The following is a 21,904-nucleotide window of genomic DNA, read 5'->3' as shown; positions in this document are numbered from 1 at the left end:
CATCATTCCTCAAGCCGCCAGAGAATACGCTGATTAAAGCCGCTCATCACGGGCTGACCCAGCGCATTGCGCGCCGGCGTGTACCGGGCACGCGTCGTAATCATCTCGCATGAGGCCTTGTCCAGCAAATCATGGCCGCTGCTTTCCACCAGCCTGCAATCGAAAGGCTGGCCGGTCTCATCGACGGTGAAATGGATGATGGTCGCGCCTTCCCAGCCGTTACGCCGGGCGAGCAGAGGATAGTCGACGGCTGGCACGGCTCCCTGCAGCCTCGCCCGCATTGCCGGCGCTTTCAGGGCATCTTTTGCCGGATCATAAGGCGGCGGAACCTCGACATGCGCATAGTCGTCCTCAATGGTTTCGGGTAAGCCGAGGACCACCGCTTCCGCCAAGGCGCCGAATGCCGCCTCGGCTCGCTCGAAATGCCCTGCATAATCAACGTCGATCTGCACGGCTTTCCCAGCCCACAGCAGCAAGGTCCCGAGCCAGGCCACACCGACGAGCGCCAATATAAAATCCTGTGATTTGCGGTTCATGCCCCCCATCTCCGTTCCCGCATCATGCCCGAGCAACCCGCCAAGGCGCAACCGGTCCCCCTGACCATATCGATAGCCGCACCAGAAGCATTGGCCCCTGCCCCATCTTGCGCTAATCGCGCGGCATGACTGATCGATCGCCTCTCGCTCGCCCCTTCCCCGCCCTCCCGGACATTGCCGGTGTGACCCCGCGCGTAGCCCGCGCCCGATACAAGCAATGGGATCGCTGCGACCTCACTTATGTGGAACTGGCGGAAGGCACCGCTGTGGCCGGCGTCTTCACCCGGAACGTCTGCTGCTCGACCGAGGTCGAGCTTGGCCGCGAAAGCGCCGCGCAGGGCAAGGCGCGCGCATTGATCGTCAATGCCGGAAACAGCAACGCCTTCACCGGTTTTCGGGGGCGCGAAGCCGTGGACCAGATTCGCGATCAGGTCGCCGGGCACCTTGGCTGCGCCGCCAGCGACGTGTTTGTGAGCTCGACCGGGGTGATCGGCGTGCCGCTGCCCCGCGACAAGGCCCGCGCCGGCGTCGACGCGGCATTGGCCGCTACGCCCTGCACTTGGGAGCAGGCCGCCGAGACCATCGGCACCACGGACACCTTCGCTAAAGGCGCCACAACCAGCGCCTTGATCGGCGACAAGACCGTCCGCCTCTCCGGCATCATCAAGGGTTCGGGCATGATCGCGCCGGATATGGCGACGATGCTGGGCTATATCTTCACCGATGCCGCCATCGCGCCCGATTTGCTCCAGCAGATGCTGAGCGCCGCCAACCGGCGCAGCTTCTCGTGCATCACCGTGGATGGCGACACCTCCACCAGCGACACCGTACTGCTCTTCGCGACCGGCAAGGCCGGCAACGCCCCCCTCACGAGCATGGACGATGCCGGCGCCGACGCGTTTCAGGCAGCGCTCAACGACATTTGCACCCAGCTCGCCCAGCTCGTGGTGCGTGATGGCGAAGGGGCGCAAAAGTTCATGGAGGTCGAGGTGACCGGCGCCGTCAGCGACGAGAGCGCCCGGCGCATCGGACTCTCCATCGCCAATTCCCCGCTGGTGAAGACGGCAATCGCCGGAGAAGACGCCAATTGGGGCCGCGTGGTCATGGCAGTCGGCAAGGCCGGCGAGCCGGCGGATCGCGACAAGCTGGCCATCCGCTTCGCCGACAAATGGGTGGCGCAGGATGGGCTTGCCGTGGACAGTTATGACGAAGCCCCGGTGGCAGCGCATCTCAAGGGGCAGGATGTCCGCATCGGTGTCGACCTTGGGCTGGGCACAGGCCGCGCGACCGTGTGGACCTGCGATCTCACCCATGGCTACATCTCGATCAACGCCGATTACCGGAGCTAAGCCTCATGAACAGCCTCAGCAGCGCCGTGAGCGCGCTCCTGCGTGATGTCGCGCGCGATGTCGTCCTGCCGCGCTACCAGAACCTTGCCAATCACGAGGTGGAGGAAAAGACGGTCGGTGAACTGGTGACCATCGCCGACCGCGAAGCCGAGTTGCGTTTGAACGAAGGGCTGAGTCTTATCCTGCCCGAAGCGGGCCTTGTCGGCGAGGAAGCCTGCGCGGCCGATCCCGGCCTCACCGCAAAGCTCGAAACCGGTCTCAACTGGGTGATCGATCCAATTGATGGGACAGCGAATTTCGCTTCCGGAAAGCCGCCCTTTGCCATCATGGTCGCGCTGGCCGATGCCGGCGTGATCCAGGCGGGCTGGATTCTCGATCCCTTGACCGGGCGCCTGTGCGAGGCCTCGCTCGGACAGGGGGCGTGGATCGATGGCGAGCCGATAAAGGCCAAGGAGAGCGGCGCGGATATCCCGGTTGCCGGACTGTCCGTGCTGTTCCTGAACCCCGCCGACCGGCGGGCGATGATCGACCGCGTCGAAGGCCAGTTCGCCATTGCCGACATTCCGCGCTGTGCCGGGGAGCAATATCCCCGCATCGTGCTGGGCGTGCATGATCTCGCTGCGTTCGAGCGCACCTTGCCATGGGATCATGCCCCCGGAGCGCTCTTCGTCAACGAGGCGGGCGGTCGTGTCGCGCGCCCGGATGGCTCGCCCTATCGGCTGGCAGCCGATCCGGGGCGCGGCCTGCTTGCGGCGGCGTCTCCGGCTCTATGGGATCGTGCGGCCGCGGTTCTTTACGGTTAATCAATGCCCAGCACAAAATGCTGTTTTATAACGATAACTGAAAACAAAAAGGGCGCCGTTTGGCGCCCTTTCTTTGGCTCACCGCCAATGGTGGTCGGTTGCCTTACAGTTCGCCTTCGATCCAGCCCTTGAGCGCGCTCTTGGGGGCGGCACCGACCTTGGTCGCGGCCGGCGCGCCATTCTTGAACAGGATCATCGTGGGGATGCCGCGCACACCATAGCGAGTCGGCGCATCGGGATGATCGTCGATATTGAGCTTGGCGATGGTCACCTTCTCGCCCAATTCCTCGCTGATTTCTTCCAGAGCGGGTCCGATCATCTTGCACGGGCCGCACCATTCCGCCCAGAAATCGACCAGAACAGGCTTGTCGGACGCAATCACGTCCTCGTGGAAGCTGGCGTCGGAAATTGCCTTGGTAGCCATCGTCGAAACTCCTTCTGTCGAACGTCTATCTAGGTTGCCGAGGCGTCCGCCTCAAGGTCGGTGCTGCCCAACTTGTGCTCCTGTGCCAGCAAGCCGGGCTTGTGCGCAGCAAGCAAGGCCGGCGGCAGATCGATGAGGCGGGGGGCCGCCGTGTAAAGCAGGCTGACCCGTTGCGGACGACCCGGAAAAATCTCGGCCAGCGCAGCGGCATAGGCCGCCATCTGGCGGACATGGGTTACGGGCAAATCCACTGCATTGTCAGGGACATGCCGCCCGGTCTTGAAATCAACAATATGAACGAGGTCATCCGTCACCAGCAGCCGGTCCACCGTTCCCGCGATCACCTGCCCGGCTACGACGGCCGCGATGGGCGCTTCTGCCAGCGCATCCGGGCCGAACAGTGCAGCATGGTCGGGATCGTCCAGCACGGCGCTGACATGCGCGAGCAGGTCGGTGCGCATCCCGGCGTCGGCCACGCCGGCCCGCTCCAGCCAGCGCGAGGCGGCGGCAGAGCGCTCGGTGGCGGGCAGATCCGGCAAACGCTCGAACAGCGCGTGGAGCAGCCGCCCCCGCTCTGCAGCCGCACGCATGGCGGCATCCGGCGGCGGATTGGGCACGTCATCCTCGACCAACGCGGAGGGAGATAACGGGCGGGGCGGCCGCGCTTCTTGCGGCGCCGGCGCGCGCAGCCAGGCAGCCAGCGCGGGTTCTGCGGCGCTGGCATCTGCCTCGCGCGCTTTCTTGGGCTTGGCCGGCGCGAGACCTGCCGGGCCGGACCAGCGCAGGGCCTTGCCCCAGTCGGGCACGTCCGCCTCGGCAGCCCCGAGTGTCCGCATCGCCAGATCGACGGCTTGATACCAGCTTTCCTTGGGCGGCTCGCCCTTGGCGCGGCTACCGAGCGATCCGGTGACGATCAGCCGCTCTTCTGCGCGCGTGAGGCCGACATAGAGCAAGCGCCAATGCTCCTCCATGTCGAGCCGCTCGGCGGACTGCATGGCTTGTTCGATCGCCGGCGCGGCTTCGCCCTTGGCGGGGCGGATGAGCGGCAAGCGGGCGGCCTCGGTCACCGGCAGGCTCACGGCGTCGGCGCGCGGGCGCTGGCTGGGGTCGAAGGCGGCATCGGCGAGAATGACGATGGGCGCCTCCAGCCCCTTGGCGCCATGTACGGTCATCACCCGCACCATGTCACCACCCTCGCCCAGTTCGCGCTTGATGTCGGCATCGCCGCGATCGAACCAGTCGATGAAGCGCTGCAGCGACGGATGATCGTCCGCCTCAAAGCCCAGAGCGGCATTGAGCAGTTCGTCAATGGCATCGCGCGCCTCCTCCCCGAGCCGGGCGATCAGCTTGCGCCGTCCGTCCATGGCGCCGGAGAGGATAGCCTCGAGATAGCGATAGGGCGTCGTGAAATCGGCCTGCCCCAGCAGTGTGCGCAACGGGGCCTGAAGCTCCGGCGCCAATGTCGCGCGCAGGTGGCTCCATAGCGAGCCCTCGCGCGGGACGGCGCGCGCCAGCAATTCATCCTGCGTCCAGCCGATGAGCGGCGAGACCAGCAGATTGGCGAGGTTGAGATCGTCCTCGGGCTGCACCGCAAAGCGCAGGGCCGCCAGCAGATCGCGCACGGCGAGCGGCGCCTGGAGCCGCAACCGGTCCACGCCGGCGACCGGTACGCCCGCCTCATACAGCCGCGCGACGATGAGGCGGGAGAGCGCGCTGCGGCTGCGGAGCAGGATCAGCACATCGCCGGCGCGCGCCGGGCGGCCTTGGGTAGCCAGCGGCGTGCCGATCATGCCTTTGACCAGCCGCGCGATCTTCTCGGCATGGCGGCGCTGATGGTCGGCCAGCCAGTCTTCCTCCCCCTCGCTGGCAGTCTCGTCAGCCTCGCCGTCCTCGTCGCTCTCGCTCGGCAGCAATGAGGTCGGCGGGAGCAGCAGCACCTCACCGGGGTGCTGGCGGGCGGCCTGATGCGGCGCGGAGGGCGTCTCCAGCCCGAGGCGATCATGCCCGACCGCATCCAGCACCGCGTCGACGACATCGAGCACCGCAGGCATGGACCGGAAGCTGCGGGCCAAAGGCAACTCGGCGAACGGGTGGCCGACGCGCTCGGTTGCCTCGCGGAAGCGCTGCAGGGCGCTGGAAAAGGCCTCGGGACTGGTGCCCTGAAAGCCGAAGATCGCCTGCTTGGTGTCCCCCACCACGAACAGGGTGCGCAGTCGCGCCTGCTCGTCGGGCTCGACCTCAAGAAACTCCTCGACGATGGACCAGACGATGTCCCACTGCGCGTCATTGGTGTCCTGCGCCTCGTCCACGAGGATATGGTCGACCTGCTGATCGAGCTTGTAGCGGATCCAGTCCGCCATGCCCGGCTGGGTGAGCAGCGCACTCGCGCGGCCGATCAGATCATCGAAATCGACCGCGCCGGCCTGCCGCTTGGCCTTGGCATAAGCGCGGGCATAAGCACGGCCCGCCGTCAGGCCCTGCGCCGCCGTGCGCGCGAAGGCGGCTTGCTTGCGCAGATCGAGCAGAGCCTTGATCGCCGCGCCGCACGCGCTGGCGAGATCGACATAATCCGGCTCGGCTTCCAGCAGGTTCTTGTTGGCGCGGTTCTTGACCTCGCCTTCCTTGGTGAGCAGCACGCCGAGCAGGTCCGCCAGTCCCTCGGCGCGCTGGACCTCGGAGCCGCTTAGCCAAGCCGCGATCATATCAGCGCACGCTAGGCCGGATTTGGCACCCCATGCACCATTGGCCCGCGCGACGGCCTGCAACGCGGCCACCGGAAACACGCCCTCGGCGCAGCGATCCGCCAGATGGGCATCGATGTCGCCATCCGGCAGGTCGAGGAAGGCGAGGAGGAAGCCTTCCAGATCTTCCGGCAACGCATCCAGCAGTTGCGCCGCCGGCACGCAGCGGGCGAGATAGGCCTGCGTGCCTTCTTCGCCCAGCCGCAAGGCCAGCATCTCCAGCGCCGCTAGCACCGGATCGTCCTGCGCTTGCCCCGCCTCCTCGATCATCGCGATCAACGCACGCCGGGCCAGCTCGCCCTGCCCGCGCTCGTCGAGCGGGCGGAACCCGGGGACCAGTCCGGCCTCCAGCGGGAAGGCGGCCAGCAGCGCCTGACAGAAGCTGTGGATGGTCTGGATGCGCAGCCCGCCGCCAGTGGCATCCAGCACGCGCGCAAACAGCAGGCGGGCGCGGGCAATCGCCTCCGGCCCCGGATCCTCGCCGAGCGCCACCAGATCGCGCGCGACGTCCACGGACTGCCCCTGCACCCAGCGAGCAAGCCGGCTGTGGACGCGCTCGGCCATTTCCGCCGCGCCCGCCTTGGTGAAGGTCAGGCACAAGATGCGCTCGGGCGCGACGCCGCTCAGCAGCAGCCGCAGCACGCGGGCCGACAGCACGGCGGTCTTGCCGGTGCCGGCCGAGGCGCGCACCCAGCGATGGGCGGCGGGGTCCGAGGCGCTGGCCTGCTCCTGCGTCAGCCGGTTGAGTTCGCCCGCCTCAGACATGGCTCACCTCCGGCTGCGGCTCGGCGCGCCGATCCCGCGCGAACCACTCATCCAGCCGCATGAGCTGGTCATAGTCGGTGAACACGGGCGCATCGCTGTGCGGGCGGGCGGCGAATGGCTCGTCGCCTGTCAGCCAGCGCGCTACGGCATCATCGAAGAAGCCGGCGACCATTGCGAGGAAATCTGCCGTCATGATCCGCTTGTAGCTGCCTTTGGGGTCGGTCAACGGACGCTTGAACCCGAAATTGCCATCCGTGCCCTTGCCGAGCTTCCAATATTCAAAGGCGCTCACATCCGATCCGGCGGCAAGGCCCGCTTCCTTGGCGAAGCCGCCGGCCTGCGCGATCAGCCCCAGCAAACCGAGCTGGAGCGAGAAGCCGGCCTTGACCTGCTTGACCGAGGCGGTCGCGCCGCTCTTGTAATCGACAATGGCCAGTGTGCCGTCCGCGAACCGGTCGATCCGGTCCGGCTTGCCGCGCAGGGTCACGCCTGCCCGCTCGATACGGCCCCATTTCTCGCCGAACATCACGTCGCGCCCCTGCCCGGCCTGATCGCGCACGGCGCTCGCCACCCAGTCCAGCGCGGCCAGTAAACGCGGCTGCCAGAGCGTTTTGAGCAGCGGATGGGCTTGCGCCTGCGCGATCATCTCTTGGGCCAGCGCGGAGAGCCGCGCGGGATCGTGCCCGCCTTCTTCCATCCAGCGCTGGAGGACATCATGCGCGCGGGTGCCGCGCCAGGCCGGGCCGGGGTCGGCATCCACGACGTCCAGCGGCGCCAGGCGCAGAATGCGTGCGGCGTAGAAGGCGTAGGGATCGGCCCGCAAGCGATCGACATCGGTGACGGCGATCTCACGCGGGCGCAGGTCCGCGCGTGGGCGAGGTGCCGGCGCGCGATAGGCCGGCGCGGCGGCATCCGGCCGGTCGATGACCCGTGCGAGCGCGATCAGCCTGTCATCCTCTACCCAGCGCGCGCCGGTCATGGCCTTGAGCCTCAGCCAGAAGCGCGAGGCGACGGTGGGCGCGGAGGCATCCCGCCGGGCGCGGGAGAGGATCACCTGCGGCGCGCCCAGCCCATTGGCGAAATCATGCGCGGCGAGGCCGATGCGATAATCTAGCCCCGGCAGGCCGAGCGCGCGGCGGATGCGCGGGGCGAGCCAAGGGTCGGGCGATGGCAGGCCGGGCCAGACGCCTTCATTGAGTCCGGCGAGGATCATCAGATCGGCCTGTTGCAGCCGTGCTTCCAGCAACCCCAGGATCTGCAGGCGCGGGTGACCGCCCTGCGGCGGGCGCACGGCCTGCCCGCCGAGGATCTGCGCGAGCATCCCCACGAAGCCGGCACCATCCGCGCGCGCCGGCCCTTGCGGCGCGGCCGCTTCCGCATCGCCCAAGCATTGCGCGGCGGCGTGGCCCTGATGGCCGGCCCAGACGCGCTCCTCCGTCAGGGCCGAGGCGGTCTCGCGGACGGCGGCGAACAAGGCGGGCAGGCTCTGCACTTCAGAAAAGGCGGCCTCCAGAGGCGTCAGCAGTGCCACGACCTGCGCCCACCAGGGACGCAGCGTTTCCCTCATCGCCTGCTGCCGGTTGCCCTTCTCCGCGAGCAAGGCCGTGACGCCGGCCAATCCTGCCGCGGGCCGGGGGCCGCGCAGCACCAGATCGAGGCGGCGCACGGATTCGAGCCACGTCAGCCGCTCGTCACCAGCCATCACCAGCGGATGCTTGAGCAAGGCGAGCAGCGGCACCGGCGCGAACTGTTCCGCGCCGGCCTGCACGAGCGCCAGCAGCAGCGTACCGGGCGGAAGCTGGGAGAGCGGGCGGCCGGCGCTGTCATCCGCCTCGATTCCCCAGCGGCGCAGATGCGCGGACACGCGCGTCGCGAGCGCGCGATCCGGCGTCACGAGCGCGGCCGTGCACCCTTCCGTCTCCACCGCCTCGCGCAGGGCGATGGCGATGGCCTGCGCCTCCTCCGCCGGGTTCGCCGCCTCGATGGCGCGGACATCCTTGAGCGAGCGCTGCGCGGTCGGCACATCCGGCCAGCCGCCGGTCAGCAAAGCCGGGAGCAGCGCGTTGCTGATCGCCTTGCCGCGCGCGGCGCGGGCATCATGCTCGCTGCCCCAGCGCCAGAGCGCCACCTCGGCCCGGTGGGCATCCATCCGCTCCAGCAGCAGCTTGAGCGCGAATTGCGGGTGCGATTCATTGGCGGGGGGCGGCAGATCGCGCCCCGGCTCGGGCCGCGCGACGGGGCCGATCGCATCCCATTGCTCATCCGAGAGATTCTGGTCGAGATCGGGCAGCACCACCGCACCACGCGGCAGGCCGGCGACCGTCTTGAGCAGTCCCGCCACGGCTGGCGCATTGGTGACGATACCCGCGGCAACCACGAAGCGCTCCGGCGGCACCTCGCGCCAGCGGGCCGCAACATGATCGAGCAGGCGATTGCGCCGCTCGGCCATGTCGATCAGCCCGCGCGCGTTAAGCTCCTGGTGCCACTGGGCCGCCAGCGCATCGAAATCGCTGAACGCGGCTTGCCAGTGGTGCGAGAGGTCATCGGGCTGCAGCGCCTTGAGATCGGCAAGCGCCTTGCGCTCGACGGTCAACTGGTCGAAGGCGCCCGCCAGTGCCGTCGCCAGCCGCCAGCCCTCGCCCGTCTCAAGCCGCTCGCCCCGCCGCGCGCGCTGGTCGATCACCAGCCGGGTCAGGATCATCAGCCGCTCGGCCGGCGCGATGGCTTGCGGGATATCCGCTTCCGCCCCGATCGGGCTGAGCGCGCTGCCCAGCGCTTCATCGAGATCGATATCGCCGATGGGCACCAGCCTCGGCAGCAGCAACCCGTTGCCGGAGGCGCGCACGAACGCATCGCGCACCGCCCGCACCGCACGATTGTTCGGCAGCAATATGATGCCGCGTGCGAGGGCCAGCCCGCCATCGCGCCGGCCATGCTGGGCGAGAAGCCCGGCGGCGAGCGCATCCGAAAATGCCCGGTGAGCGGGGATGGTAAAGAGGGCCGGCGCGCGGCGCTCAGCCATCGGCCAATCCTGCCTCGACCAGCGGAATCGCCTGCGGGGTGCCGACATCGAACCATTGGCCGCCATGGCTCAGGCCAAAGGCGCGGCCCTGTTCAATCGCGCGGTCCCAGAAAATATTGGTCGAGAAGACCTCGCCCGGCGGATCGCGCACCAGGCGCGGCGAGAGGATTTGCACGCCGGTGAAGACGAACGGCGCCACGCGGCCGGGCTTGCGCCGGCTCAGGCGACCATTGGCCTCCATGTGGAAATCGCCAAGACCACGATGACCGGTGGCACGGGCGTGCGGGATGAGCAGCAGCAGCGCATCCATCGCGTCATCGTACCAGCGGTCGGCCAGCGCGCGTATGGAGTCGAATGGCCCGTTGATCCACAGATTGTCGCTATTGGCGCAGAGGAAAGGTTTGTCGCCAAGCAGCGGCAGCGCCTTGACGAGGCCGCCGCCGGTTTCCAGCAACCGGGCGCGCTCGTCGGAGACCGGATAGGTCGCACCCGTCCGCCGGGCGCGCGAGTCCAGATGCGCCTCGATGGGCGCGGCGAGATAATGGACGTTGACCACCGTGCGACGGATGCCGGCATCCTCGATGCGGTCCAGCGCATGATCCATGAGCGGCTGGCCGGCGACGCGGATCAGCGGCTTGGGTCGTGTGGCCGTGAGCGGACGCATCCGCTTGCCGAGGCCAGCGGCCATCAGCATCGCCGTCTCAAGCGTGGTGCTCATTGCGCGGATTGCCCCGCAGCCAGTTGGCCCCGCGCCGAGGCCGGCACATTCTCCGCGAACCAGTCGGCCACCGGCGCGAGCGCGGGATGAGCAAGATCGCGCTCCAGCAGCCCCCACATGCGCGGCAGGAAATCGAGATAGCGCGGCTTGCCATCGCGCTTCCACAGGCGCGTGAAAATGCCGATGATCTTGGCATTGCGCTGGGCACCCAGCACGGCATAAGCCGCCTCGAATTCCGGCGAAACCTTCGCGCGCGCCTGATAATGCGCCAGCATCGCCTGCTCCACGGCCGGGCTCACATCGCGCCGGGCATCCTGCAGGAGCGAGACGAGGTCATAGGCCGGGTGGCCGGCCAGCGCGTCCTGAAAGTCCAGCAGACCAAGCCCGCGCGAGCGCGCATGGTCCCGCAGCAGCATGATGTTCTCGGCATGATAATCGCGCAGCACTGTCACCACTGGCGCGACATCCTGCTCGGCGATCGGGAGCACCTTGTCCCACGCTGCGGTGTAGCCCGCCGCATCGACCGCAAGCCCTGCCGCCGGAGCGAACCATTCGGTCAACAGCGCTGCCTCGCGCTGGTAGACGGCGCGGTCATAAGGCGCGAGGCCACTCTGGGCCGGCTGCTCATGAAGATCGACGAGAAGGTCCACGGCGCGGGTGTAGATCGCCATTTCCTCGGCCGGCGCGGCATCCAGATGCTCGCGCACCCGCGCGTCGCCAAAATCCTCGAGCAGCACGAGACCCTGCGTCAGATCCCGCGCCAATATGGCGGGCGCCGCGAATCCGCTTTCGCACAGCCACTCGCCCACGCTGATGAACGGGCGCGGATCTTCATGCGGCGGCGGGGCGTCCATCAAAATGGCGCGACGATCACCCTCGACCACGCGAAAATAGCGCCGGAAGGAGGCGTCACCGGCAAGCGGCAGGATTTCCGCCCCTGCCCATCCGGCTCGATCGAGAAACGGGCGCGCGCTTGGCGGTGGGATCATGTGACTGGCCATCGGCTCTCCCAAACGCGCGGCACCCGCGCTGTCAAGCGGCGCGTGCCGTCCGCCAAAATGTCGATCTGCAGGGCGAGAGCAATGGCATCGTAGCGCCCCGCCAGCCGATCGGGCCATTCGATCGCCAACGCGCCATCTTCGAGCCATTCGTCCAACCCGAGTTCGCCGAGATCGCCCGTGTCCTCGATACGATAGAGATCGACATGGCCGACCGGCAGACGGGTCTCGGGCGGCTCATAGCCCTGCAGGATGGCGAAGGTCGGGCTTGGCACATCGCCTTCATGCCCAAGGCCCCTGAGCAGGCCGCGCGCGAGCGTCGTTTTGCCGGCGCCCAGCCCGCCGGTGAGCGTGATCACATCGCCGGGCCGCAGCTTTGCGCCCAAAGCTGCCCCGAAATCGGCGAGCGCGTCTGCTGAGGAGAAGGCAAGGGCACGATCGGACACGCCATCATTCTCCGCGCGGCAGAGTGAGGGTAACGCTGGTCCCCTGCCCGGGCTCGGAGACGAGATCGACGCTGCCGCCATGCGCTTCCACGAACTGGCGCACCAGCGGCAATCCCAGCCCCTGATTGGCCCCATCGCCGTGACGCCCGAACCGCACGAAAACGTCGAACAGATGCGCCTGTGTCTTAGCATCGATGCCCGGGCCGTCATCGGACACGATGATGCGCACCACGTCCGGCGCGGGCTGCACATGCACAAGCACCCGCCCGCCCCGGCTCACGAAACTCACTCCATTATCCACCACATGGGCGAGAGCCTGCCGCAGCCGGCGCTCGTCGCCCGACACGGTGCCCGGCTCCTGCTCGAACGACATGTCGACCGTCACGTCGCGCGAGTCCGCCTTGTCGCTCAGGCCCTCGACAACCTGCCGCACCATCGCGGCCACATCTATATCGCGCCTCTCGATAGGCAAGCCGCCCGCTGCACCCTGAGTCAGGTCCAGCACATTATCGATCAGCCGCGTCAGCCTTGTGGTCGCCGTCATGATGGCATTCACATAATCACGCGACTGGGCGCTCAATTCGCCCGCATAGCCGGCTTCCATCATCTCGGCGAAGCCGACGATGGAGGTGAGCGGCGTGCGCAACTCGTAGCTCATGTTGGAGACGAACGCGGTCTTCACCCGGTCTGCATCCTCCAGCGCCTCATTGCGATCCCGCAGGGCCTGCTCGATGTGGCGGCTGTCGGTGGTGTCGAGCATGGTGAACAGTGCGTTGCCGTCCGGCAGCGGGATGGCCGCAAATTCGAAGAAGCGCCCGTCGGCAAAGGCGATGCGCCCGCCGCGCTGGCGGCGCTCCATCGTCGCGGCCCGAATGAGCTGGTGGACAAGACCTGCCTGTTCGGGTCGCGCCAGGCGATCCGCCAGCGCCGACATGAGTTCATCGACGCGCGGATGCGCCGCCATGGTCGTGTCGGGCACGGACCAGATCTTGGTGAAGCGGCTGTTCCACAGATGCAGGCGACCGTCGGAGGCGAACACGGCAATCGCCTCGAACAGATTGTCGAGCGTCGCGGTGCGCACCCGCAGCAGCGTATCGCGCGCGGAGGCCAGCTGGACATGCTCGGTACGGTCCTCGAAGATGACCAGCAGGCCGCCATCGGGCAGCGGCTGGGCGTAGACGCGCAGATGCACGCCATCACGCAGGCGCCACTGCTCCTCATGCGCGGAGGGCGAGAGGAACCAGTTGCGGCGCTCCTGCCGCCATGCGCGGAAATCCGGCGTGTCGGGCACCTGCCCGCTGTCCCGCATGGCATCCAGTACCCGGTCGAAATGGGTGTCAAACGCCGCCGTCTCCGGCGTCAGGCCGAACAGGCTGAGGAAGGGCTGATTGCAGAACTGCAGCAGTTGATTGGCACCGAACTGGACGACGCCTGCCGACAGCCTGTCCAGCATGTCTCGGTTCGCCTGCGAAAGGTGGCGCAGCTCTGCCCGCACCTCCTCCAGCTCCTGCATGTCGATGGCGTAACCTGCAACGCCCGAGGGGCCAAGCGGGACATCGACGACCTTCATCAACCGGCGCTTGCCATCGATGGTGACCGGCAGCATCCGAGCGGTTGGGGCCTTGCGCGCGGCGGCATTGGCGGCGGATGCGCGCGGGGAAATGCCATCGACTGCTTCGACAAGCTCGATGCCCTGCTCGATGACATCCTGCGCGGACTTTCCGTCCACGGCCTTCACATAGGCGCTGTTGACCAGGCTGATCTGATGATCGGCGCCGCGATGCCAGACCGGCATGGGTGCCGCCTCGATCACACCCGAGAGCGCATCGAGGGCCTGGCGATACTGCCCGACCTGCCCGCGCAGCTCCTGGATCTGCGCGAAGCTGTCGGTCGCGTCGAAGACCCAGAGCACGACCGTGCCGGCCTTGCCGAGCCGCGTGCCGACAGGGCCGCCGCGCACCAGCAGCATCCGGTCCGACCCGTTGACCCGCACCGGCAGCGTGAAGGGTCGGCCGCCCTGCTGCGCCGCTGCGATCTCCGCCGCGAGCGCGCGGGCATGATCGGGCTCCAGGCCGCCATCTGCATCCAGCAGCCCATCGAGGTCGGTGGGCGCGGCCTCGCGGCCGAGCCATCCGGCGAGCCTGTCCGGCGCGTCCAGCTTGCCATCGGGGCGAATGAGCAAGGGTACCGCGGGCGCGGAATTCAGCAGATCGACCAGTTGCGCGGCGTGCGTGCGCGCCAGCGCCGCCTTGCGCCGCATCGAGAGGCCGGTGAACAGCGCCCAAACCGCCAGCACCAGCCACACGGCCAGCACGGCCCCCACGATCAGCGGAAAGAACGGGACATTGGCAATCACGGGAGTGGATTACGGGCCAATCCACCCTGAGACAAGGCCGGCTTGCGCCTTCTTTGGCGTTGGCCGGATAAGAAAAGGAACCGGCGCCCTCAGAGCGCCGGGCCGTCCTTCGTCACCGTCCAGGTCTGGCCCTGGCTCACCAGCTTCTGCAGGTCCGGCGTCTTACCCTTGGCCAGTAGCGCGTTCTGCTCCACCACCGCCTGCTCGAAGCTCGCCTTGGGGGCATCGTAGAGCACGCCCAGCGCCATCGGGAACAGGCCGAAGGGCATTTCCACCAGCATATGCGCAACGGCGCGATTGGTGACATCATGGACGATCACGCCGGCTGCCTGCCAATCACCATCGACCACGTCCACGACCTTGAGCGTCAGCGCCTCGCGGTCGAGCGCGATGCCTTTAGCGCCCTTATCGAAGAGCAGCGGCTTGCCATGCTCCACCCAGAGCTGGCCGACATCGGCATTCTTCTTCTCGGTGAAGTCGGCGAACACATCCTTGTTGTACACGATGCAGTTCTGGAAAATTTCCACGAACGCCGCACCCTTGTGCTCATAGGCGGCCTTGAGCACGTCCGGCAGCTGCTTGGACACGTCATAGGCCCGCGCGATGAACCGGGCACCCGAGCCGAGCGCGAAGGCGCAGGGCCGCGCCGGATGGTCGACCGAACCGAAGGGCGTGGATGGGCTCTTGGTCCCCTCCCGGCTGGTCGGCGAATATTGCCCCTTGGTGAGGCCGTAGATCTCGTTGTTGAACAGCAGGATCTGGCAATCGAGGTTGCGACGCAGAATGTGCATCGTGTGATTGCCGCCGATCGAGAGCCCGTCGCCGTCGCCGGTGACGATCCATACGTCCAGCTCGGGATTGGCCAGCTTCACGCCGGTCGCCACCGCCGGCGCGCGGCCGTGGATGGTGTGGAAGCCGTAGCTCTCGACATAATAAGGAAAGCGCGAGGAGCAGCCGATGCCCGAGACAAACACGGTGTTCTTGGGGTCCGCGCCCAGCTGCGGCAGCGTGCGCTGCACGGCCTTCAGGATGGCGTAGTCACCGCAACCCGGGCACCAGCGCACCTCCTGATCGGTCTCCCAGTCCTTGAGGCTGGTCTCGACGCGCAGCTTGGTCAATGTGGTCATGTCGTTCATGCGAGCATCCCCTCGATGGCCGCCTCGATCTCCGCGATGCGGAAAGGCTGGCCCGAGATCTTGTTGAGCGGGCGGGCATCCAGCAGATACTGGTCGCGCAGCACGGTCTTGAGCTGGCCAGTGTTCATCTCCGGCACGAGGATCTTCTCGTAGCCAGCGAGCAGCTCGCCCAGATTTTCCGGCAGCGGCCAGATATGGCGGATGTGGATGTGCGATACATCCAGCCCCTTGCGCCGGGCGCGCCGGACCGCCTGATGGATCGGGCCGTAGGTCGAGCCCCAGCCGACGACGACGAGCTTGCCGCTCTCCTCGCCCAGCGACACCTCCTGCCGCACGCCCTTGGCGATGCCCAGCACCTTGTCGCGGCGCAGTTCGGTCATCGCCTGGTGATTGGCCGGGGCGTAGTTGATGTGACCGGTGTTCACTTCCTTCTCGATGCCGCCGATGCGGTGCATGAGATCGGGCGTGCCCGGCTTGATCCACGGCCGTGCCAGCTTCTCATTGCGGGCATAAGGCTTGAGACCGCCTTCCGGCACCGCATCGAGGAACTTGACGGCGAACGGCGTGTAGCCGCTCATATCCGGCACTTTCCACGGCTCGGCGGCATTGGCTATATAGCCATCGGTCAGCAGCATCACCGGCGTCATATATTCGATGGCGATCCGGCAGGCCTCGATGGCGCAATCGAACGCATCGGCGGGCGAGCGGGCGGCAATGACCGGCATCGGCGCATCGCCATTGCGGCCATAGACGGCCTGATAGAGGTCGGATTGCTCGGTCTTGGTCGGCAGGCCCGTGGACGGACCGCCACGCTGTGAGTTCACGATCACCAGCGGCAGCTCGGTCATGATCGCGAGGCCCATCGCCTCGCCCTTCAGCGCGATGCCGGGGCCGGACGAGCTGGTGACGCCCAGCGACCCAGCATAGCTCGCGCCGATCGCGCTGGCGATGGCGGCAATCTCGTCCTCGGCCTGGAACGTCGTTACGCCATATTCCTTGAGGCGCGAGAGATGATGCAGGATCGAGCTGGCCGGGGTGATGGGGTAACCGCCGAAGAACATCGGCAGGCTGGCCAGCTGCGCACCCGCGACGAGACCGAGCGAGATCGCCTCGGCGCCCGTCACCGTGCGATACAGCCCCTCGGGGGCCGGCGCCGGGGCGACATGGAGCTGCTTGAGCGGCGCGGCCAGCTCGGCGGTCTCGCCATAGGCATGGCCGGCATTGAGCGCGGCGATGTTGGCATCGGCGATCTCCGGCGCCTTTGCGAACTTGGCCTTTAGCCAGTCGATGATCGGCTGGCGGCTGCGATCGAACATCCACAGCGCCAGGCCGAGCGTCCACATGTTCTTGGAGCGCAGCGCTTCCTTGTTGCCAAGGCCGAAGGGCTTCACGCTTTCCAACGTGAGCGCGGAAATATCGAACGCCAGCACCTGCCAGCGCGCCAGCGAGCCATCCTCCAGCGGATTGCTCTCATATTTCGCCTTGGCGAGATTGCGCTCGTTGAACTCGCCGGTGTCGGCGATGATGAGGCCGCCGGGCTTCAAATCCACCACATTGGTCTTGAGCGCGGCCGGGTTCATCGCGATCAGGATATCGGGCGCATCGCCGGCCGTCGTGATCTCGGACGAGCCGAAATTGATCTGGAACGCCGAAACGCCGAACAACGTGCCCTGCGGCGCCCGGATTTCCGCCGGAAAATCGGGGAAGGTCGCAAGGTCATTGCCTGCCAGTGCGGTGGACAGGGTGAACTGCCCGCCAGTGAGCTGCATGCCATCGCCACTGTCTCCGGCAAAACGGACGACAACGGCTTCGGGCGCAGCCTCTTCGCTGCTGTGAGTTATGGTCGATGTAGGTGCGGCAGATGCCATGCTCAGACTCTAGTAATGCAGTGGTTGCATCGCCCCTAGTCCGTCGAGCCCAGCCGAGCAAAGTAGAAAAGCTGCGCGCGACAGAGCATTGCCTTTTTCTCTCCGGCTTGCCATCGCGGCCGTGAACTTCTTTTAACGGATGAAATCGCGACCTCGTCATGACCAAGATCGACCCCGCCTCTCTCCCCTACCGCCCCTGCGTCGGCATCATGCTGGCGAACCGTCAGGGCGAGGTGTTCGTAGGCCAGCGACTCGATTCCAAGGAAGGCGATGCCTGGCAGATGCCGCAGGGCGGCATCGACAAGGGCGAGACGGCGGAGCAGGCACTGCTGCGCGAACTGGGCGAGGAAACCGGCATTGCGGCCGATCTCGTCGACATCATCGCCCGCTCGACCGAAGAGCATCTTTACGATCTGCCCGAAGAGCTGATGGGCCGGCTGTGGGGTGGCAAATATCGCGGCCAGACGCAACGCTGGTTTCTGCTGCGCTTCAAGGGCGAGGACAGCGATATCGACATTGCTACCGAGCATCAGGAGTTCATGGCGTGGCAGTGGGTCACGTCCGACCGGCTGGTGGATCTGATCGTGCCGTTCAAGCGCCCGGTTTATCGCGCCGTCGTGCAGGAATTTGCGCACCTGCTCTAAAATCGGGGCCGGCGGGATCGCCGGCACCGTCCCATCCTGACACATCTGGCGAACGCGACCGTCTCCTGCGATTGCGCATGGTTAACACGATCCTTACCTTTGCGGTCCGCCCTTCGGACTCGCGATGCACAGGACCAGAGATGCGCAAGATCGCCCGCCTCTTCACCATTCGCACCAAGTTCGAGGCCTATCTCGCGATCTTCGGCGTCGCCATGGGCGCGACCGCGCGGGGTGCCCATTATCTTGAGGTCTATCCCGGCTTTGCGGGCTATCTGCTCTACGCCAGCTGCTGCGGAGCGGTGATGATCGTGGGCGGCCTGATGATCGATGGGGTGACCCTCAAGCAGACTTATTGCCACTGACGCCAAGGCGCACCCAGTTCGGCCATGTCTTGCGCTCGATTGTTGAACCGGGAATAGGTTAGCGATCCGCCTTCCATGGATCACGAAAGACCTGCGATGACCTCAGCAAGCCAGACCCGCGCCCTCCTCGCGCGCTATTATGACGCCTTCAATGCCGGCGATGCCGAGACCATGCTGGCCTGCCTCGCCGACGATGTGGTGCATGATATCAATCAGGGCGAACGGGAATCCGGCAAGGACGCCTTCCGCGCCTTTCTGGGCTGCATGGACCGCGCCTATCGCGAGCGCCTTGCCGACATCGCGCTGATGGTGAATGAGGACGGCAGTCGCGCCGCGGCGGAATTCATCGTCTATGGCGAATATCTAGTCGGCGAGGACGGCCTGCCTCCCGCGCATGGCCAAAGCTATGTGCTGCCGGCTGCGGCCTTCTTCGAGGTGCGCGATAATCTGATCCGCCGTGTCACCGTCTATTATAATCTCGCCGACTGGATCGCGCAGGTCAGCCGGGAAGACGCGCCAGCGTGAGCAACCTGACCGTCGAGACGCTGCGGGACCGCGAGGCGCGCCATGCCGCCATCGACGATCTCGCCCGCCTGCGCATCACCGTCTTTCGCGAATGGCCCTATCTCTATGACGGCTCGGTCGACTACGAGCAGCGCTATCTGAGCGCGTTTCTCGACGGCGACGATGCGGCTTTGGTCATTGCCCGGGATGTCCGCGCCATCGTCGGCGTAGCAACCGCCTCGCCGATGATCGGGCAGGACGAACCGCTGCAGGCGCCATTCCGCGCGCGGGGCATCGAGGTGGACCGGCTCTTCTACTTCGGCGAGTCCGTGCTGCTCGGTGCCTATCGTGGGCATGGGCTTGGCCACGCCTTTTTCGATGCGCGCGAAGCCGCCGCACGCGAGGCCGGCGCGACGGCGACCTGCTTTTGCGGCGTCATTCGCCCTGCCGATCATCCGCTCCGCCCCGCTGAGGCCCGCGACCTTGGCCCATTCTGGCGCAAGCGGGGCTATCAGCCGCTGGAGGGCGTCATGGCAGAATATCGCTGGAAGGACATCGACCAGACGGACGAGACCAGCCACCCGATGCAGTTCTGGTCCCGCGACCTGTAGCGCTTAGAATAGCTTGCGGAAGCTCAACCGGACGGTGCGGCCCAGCGGATCGATGAAGGCGGGCTGATAGGCGAAGGGCACTGCGCCATTGCCATCCGTGACGCGCTGGCGTGCATCGAAGACATTCTCGACCCCCAGCTGGAGCCGCGCGCCGCGCAGGAACGAGGCTTTCTCGATCAGGCCGGGCATCTGATTGAAGTTCACGAACGCCCGCACGTCCACCTTGGCCAGCGCCCCAAAGCGCAGCTGGCTAGCCGGCAGCCCTGCCGTGCCATTGACGCGCGAGGGGCTGCGCCAGCTGCCGGTCAGCCGCAGACCGTAGCCGCTCTGCGAAATGCCGGTGCGCAGCTCGATCAGATGCCGCGACGGCCCGCTGGTGTCGCCCAGCGTATCGCCATCCAGCAGATCGAGCACGGGCAGGCTCGGGGCCAATTGCGTGGTGTTGGTCAGCGCCCACTCGTGATGGACCGAGAAATCGACGCGTCCGCCGCCGCCACCTGCACCGCCCCGTCCACCCGGGCCACCAGGACCAAAGCCGCCCGGCCGGGGACCGGGTCCAGCACCCGGAGGGGGTGCATCCGCGCCGGGCGGGGCGTCTGCTCCGGGCTGCCCGCCCCTGCCCGGCCGATCCGCACCGCCCGTCTCCCCGCGCGCTGTCCGCTCGGCCTGCCGCCGTTGGAACGCAGCCCGCATGGCATCGATCTGGCTCTGCGGGGTGGCAAGGCGTTTGCTGAAGCTGAAACCCCAGCGGAGCACTTCCCGCGTCTGCTCGGCGATGTTGATCGGGCGCAGGTCTACCTGCGTGAGGCGGCCGCTTTCATCGCGCGCGAACCGCTCCGGGAAAGCGCCGATGGTGTCCGCCGTCACGCCCGGAAAGGCCGACACCCCACCCTCGGTCGCGCGGTGATTGTAGGATATGTCGAACCGCAGGCGCGGCTCGCGCAGAACCGAGATGTCGGCTCCGAGCCGGAACGTCTTCACCCGCGCCTTGTCGAGATCGGGGTTGCCGCCCGTGATCGTCGTCACCAGCACGGATTCGCCGCGCGCGAAATCGAAGATCGGTACGAAGGGCGTAAAGGTCTGCGCATCGCCGATCTGGGCCACCGTCGCGGCGGAGTCTTCATCGCTGTAACCGGCCGAGAGGGACAGGAAGCCAAGCGGCGACCAGTTGAGACCCAGCCCGAAGTTCCGCAACGTGCCGGCATCCGAATAATGATCGAGCCCGAGCGTGACATTGGCGGACATGCGTCCGATGCCCGAGGAGGCGGGCACGAGGGGGATGTCCACGGTGAGCGACCCGGTCGCGCTGTCCCGCCCAAGGTCGCGAACCGAAGGGACCAGATCGCGCTCGCGCATATTCTCGATCCGCGTGAGCGCGCCCCCCAGCTTCATCGTGGCCATGACCTCACCGGCCGGCAGCCTGAATAGCGGCCGGTTATGGATGAAGGTGATGTCCGCCGTGTCCGAGGTGCTGCGTGTGAGGTCCGCAGCGCGCGCGTTGAGAAAGGCGGCATCGATCGGCAGGCTGGGGTCGGCCGCCGGATCGCCTGCCGCCAGCGCGTCGGCATAATCTGACAGATCGAACGGGCGGCCGGTGATGACGCGGCTCTCGGCACGCGCATAATTGGCGGTCAGCGTCCATTGCCCCGTGCTGCGCTCGGCATTGACGGTGAGGCCGACCGTGCCGGTCTGGCTCCTGGAGGCGCGCCCCAGAGCGCCGGCGCCCTCCAGTTGTGGGTAGAACAGCACATCGTCCGCGCCCGGCGCATAAGGCGTTCCGGCGGGAATCGTCACGCCCGGCAGGGTAAGGCCAACGAGGCTGTCCCGCCGATTGGTGACCAGCTCGCCGCTCAGTGTCGCCTTGGTGCGTTCGCCCAGGGGTCGGCTGTAGCTGGCATTGAGCGTCAGCGTCTCCTGCGCGGCCTGGAGACTGCGCGCCGGGCTCTCCGCGCGGTCCAGTCCGCGATCGCTCTCCAGAATCGGATCGATGCTCTCGTGCTCGGCGCTGATGTTCACCCGCTGGCTGTTGCGGATCAGGAAAAGGCCGCCCTCCAGCTCCAGCGAAGCGCCATCGCCCGCGGTCGGCACCCGGCCGTCGACCTCAGCCGTGACCGCGCGGAAGCGCTGGCGCAGGACGATGTTCATAACCTTCTGGTCGGCGCCGTAACCATAGCGAAGCCCAACTTCTTCCGGCAGGATATCGATCCGCGCGATGGCTTCGGCCGGCAGGCGGGCGATCTCGCGGAAGCCGGAAATGCGGTGCCCTTCGAGCAACGTCACCGGCGGCTTCCCGCTCGCGCTCTGCAGCTCAGGACCAAGTTCGGTCAGCAGGTCGCTGATCGTGCTGACGCCCAGGGCCCGGATGTCTGCAGGGCGCAACTGCAACTCAGGGGTGGCATTGCCGATGACCGCGCCCCGCTCGCGCTGACCGCTGACCACGATCTCCTCGATATCCGTCCCCACGCCCTCATCGAGGTGGGTATCCGCTTCTTGCGCTCCCGCTGCGGGCATCAGGGCAAAGGACGAGGTCGCCAGGAACAGTGCGGCGGCAGTGCGTCGGTTGGCGGGCATAGAAACCTTCAGAACGAGGGAGAGCCGAGGCTCGGCCGGATGAGGATGGC

General features: G+C 67.0%; 17 protein-coding genes. 6 read left to right on the top strand and 11 right to left on the bottom strand.

The features are described 5' to 3' along the window. Window positions 1-2: 2 nt before the first annotated feature. Window positions 3-536 (bottom strand): energy transducer TonB, encoded by a 534-nt coding sequence (locus tag M2336_RS11965; protein ID WP_264593027.1) that lies wholly within the window; start codon window positions 534-536, stop codon window positions 3-5. Window positions 537-661: 125 nt separating this feature from the next. On the opposite strand from M2336_RS11965, the gene argJ reads away from it, so the two are divergent. Then, window positions 662-1,885 (top strand): bifunctional glutamate N-acetyltransferase/amino-acid acetyltransferase ArgJ, encoded by a 1,224-nt coding sequence (gene argJ, locus M2336_RS11960; RefSeq protein WP_264593026.1) that lies wholly within the window; start codon window positions 662-664, stop codon window positions 1,883-1,885. 5 nt (window positions 1,886-1,890) lie between these two features. Beyond that, window positions 1,891-2,688 carry an inositol monophosphatase family protein gene (locus M2336_RS11955; protein ID WP_264593025.1) on the top strand — a complete coding sequence of 266 codons (798 nt, stop codon included), beginning with the start codon at window positions 1,891-1,893 and terminating at the stop codon, window positions 2,686-2,688. A gap of 103 nt (window positions 2,689-2,791) precedes the next feature. Here M2336_RS11955 and trxA read toward each other — a convergent pair whose 3' ends face one another. From trxA to M2336_RS11910, 9 genes are all read right to left on the bottom strand, one after another. Further along, window positions 2,792-3,112 carry a thioredoxin gene (trxA, locus tag M2336_RS11950; RefSeq protein WP_181559514.1) on the bottom strand — a complete coding sequence of 107 codons (321 nt, stop codon included), beginning with the start codon at window positions 3,110-3,112 and terminating at the stop codon, window positions 2,792-2,794. A 29-nt stretch (window positions 3,113-3,141) separates the two neighbouring features. Beyond that, window positions 3,142-6,618, bottom strand: a complete 3,477-nt coding sequence (gene addA / locus M2336_RS11945) for a double-strand break repair helicase AddA (RefSeq protein ID WP_264593024.1) — start codon at window positions 6,616-6,618, stop codon at window positions 3,142-3,144. Then, window positions 6,611-9,640: a double-strand break repair protein AddB gene (gene addB, locus M2336_RS11940; RefSeq protein WP_264593023.1), complete on the bottom strand. Its 3,030-nt coding sequence runs from the start codon at window positions 9,638-9,640 to the stop codon at window positions 6,611-6,613. The genes addA and addB overlap by 8 nt, the downstream gene beginning before the upstream one ends. Then, window positions 9,633-10,358, bottom strand: coding sequence for a nucleotidyltransferase family protein (locus tag M2336_RS11935; protein WP_264572689.1), 726 nt, complete (start codon window positions 10,356-10,358; stop codon window positions 9,633-9,635). The genes addB and M2336_RS11935 overlap by 8 nt, the downstream gene beginning before the upstream one ends. Continuing rightward, window positions 10,355-11,347: an aminoglycoside phosphotransferase family protein gene (locus M2336_RS11930; RefSeq protein WP_264572688.1), complete on the bottom strand. Its 993-nt coding sequence runs from the start codon at window positions 11,345-11,347 to the stop codon at window positions 10,355-10,357. The genes M2336_RS11935 and M2336_RS11930 overlap by 4 nt, the downstream gene beginning before the upstream one ends. Beyond that, entirely contained in the window at window positions 11,344-11,802 is a 459-nt protein-coding gene (gene tsaE, locus M2336_RS11925; RefSeq protein WP_264572687.1) for a tRNA (adenosine(37)-N6)-threonylcarbamoyltransferase complex ATPase subunit type 1 TsaE, read from the bottom strand. Before tsaE ends, M2336_RS11930 begins: the two co-directional genes overlap by 4 nt. Before the next feature lie 4 nt (window positions 11,803-11,806). After that, the gene (locus M2336_RS11920; protein ID WP_413715973.1) at window positions 11,807-14,155 is read right to left on the bottom strand and encodes a PAS-domain containing protein; all 2,349 of its coding nucleotides are present in this window, start codon (window positions 14,153-14,155) and stop codon (window positions 11,807-11,809) included. Window positions 14,156-14,247: 92 nt separating this feature from the next. Then, window positions 14,248-15,294: a 2-oxoacid:ferredoxin oxidoreductase subunit beta gene (locus M2336_RS11915; protein WP_264572685.1), complete on the bottom strand. Its 1,047-nt coding sequence runs from the start codon at window positions 15,292-15,294 to the stop codon at window positions 14,248-14,250. Then, on the bottom strand, window positions 15,291-17,162 hold the full coding sequence (locus tag M2336_RS11910; RefSeq protein WP_264572684.1) for a 2-oxoacid:acceptor oxidoreductase subunit alpha: 1,872 nt from the start codon (window positions 17,160-17,162) through the stop codon (window positions 15,291-15,293). Before M2336_RS11910 ends, M2336_RS11915 begins: the two co-directional genes overlap by 4 nt. Window positions 17,163-17,320: 158 nt before the next feature. On the opposite strand from M2336_RS11910, the gene M2336_RS11905 reads away from it, so the two are divergent. The 4 genes from M2336_RS11905 to M2336_RS11890 all read left to right on the top strand — a co-directional run bounded on the left by M2336_RS11905 (window position 17,321) and on the right by M2336_RS11890 (window position 19,283). Then, window positions 17,321-17,806 (top strand): RNA pyrophosphohydrolase, encoded by a 486-nt coding sequence (locus tag M2336_RS11905; protein ID WP_181559507.1) that lies wholly within the window; start codon window positions 17,321-17,323, stop codon window positions 17,804-17,806. 140 nt (window positions 17,807-17,946) lie between these two features. Beyond that, on the top strand, window positions 17,947-18,168 hold the full coding sequence (locus tag M2336_RS11900) for a hypothetical protein (RefSeq protein ID WP_264572683.1): 222 nt from the start codon (window positions 17,947-17,949) through the stop codon (window positions 18,166-18,168). 96 nt (window positions 18,169-18,264) lie between these two features. Then, a complete protein-coding gene (locus M2336_RS11895) occupies window positions 18,265-18,693 on the top strand; it encodes a ketosteroid isomerase-related protein (protein ID WP_264572682.1) in 429 nt (142 codons plus the stop codon). Beyond that, window positions 18,690-19,283, top strand: coding sequence for a GNAT family N-acetyltransferase (locus tag M2336_RS11890; RefSeq protein WP_264572681.1), 594 nt, complete (start codon window positions 18,690-18,692; stop codon window positions 19,281-19,283). Before M2336_RS11895 ends, M2336_RS11890 begins: the two co-directional genes overlap by 4 nt. 3 nt (window positions 19,284-19,286) lie before the next feature. Here M2336_RS11890 and M2336_RS11885 read toward each other — a convergent pair whose 3' ends face one another. Next, on the bottom strand, window positions 19,287-21,854 hold the full coding sequence (locus M2336_RS11885; RefSeq protein ID WP_264572680.1) for a TonB-dependent receptor: 2,568 nt from the start codon (window positions 21,852-21,854) through the stop codon (window positions 19,287-19,289). Between the last annotated feature and the right edge of the window lie 50 nt (window positions 21,855-21,904).

Origin of the sequence: Sphingobium sp. B1D7B, from assembly GCF_025961965.1 — a bacterium.
GTDB lineage: Bacteria > Pseudomonadota > Alphaproteobacteria > Sphingomonadales > Sphingomonadaceae > Sphingobium.
The sequence above is the reverse complement of the archived record's forward strand: the minus strand, read 5'-3'. Positions and strand labels throughout refer to the sequence as shown.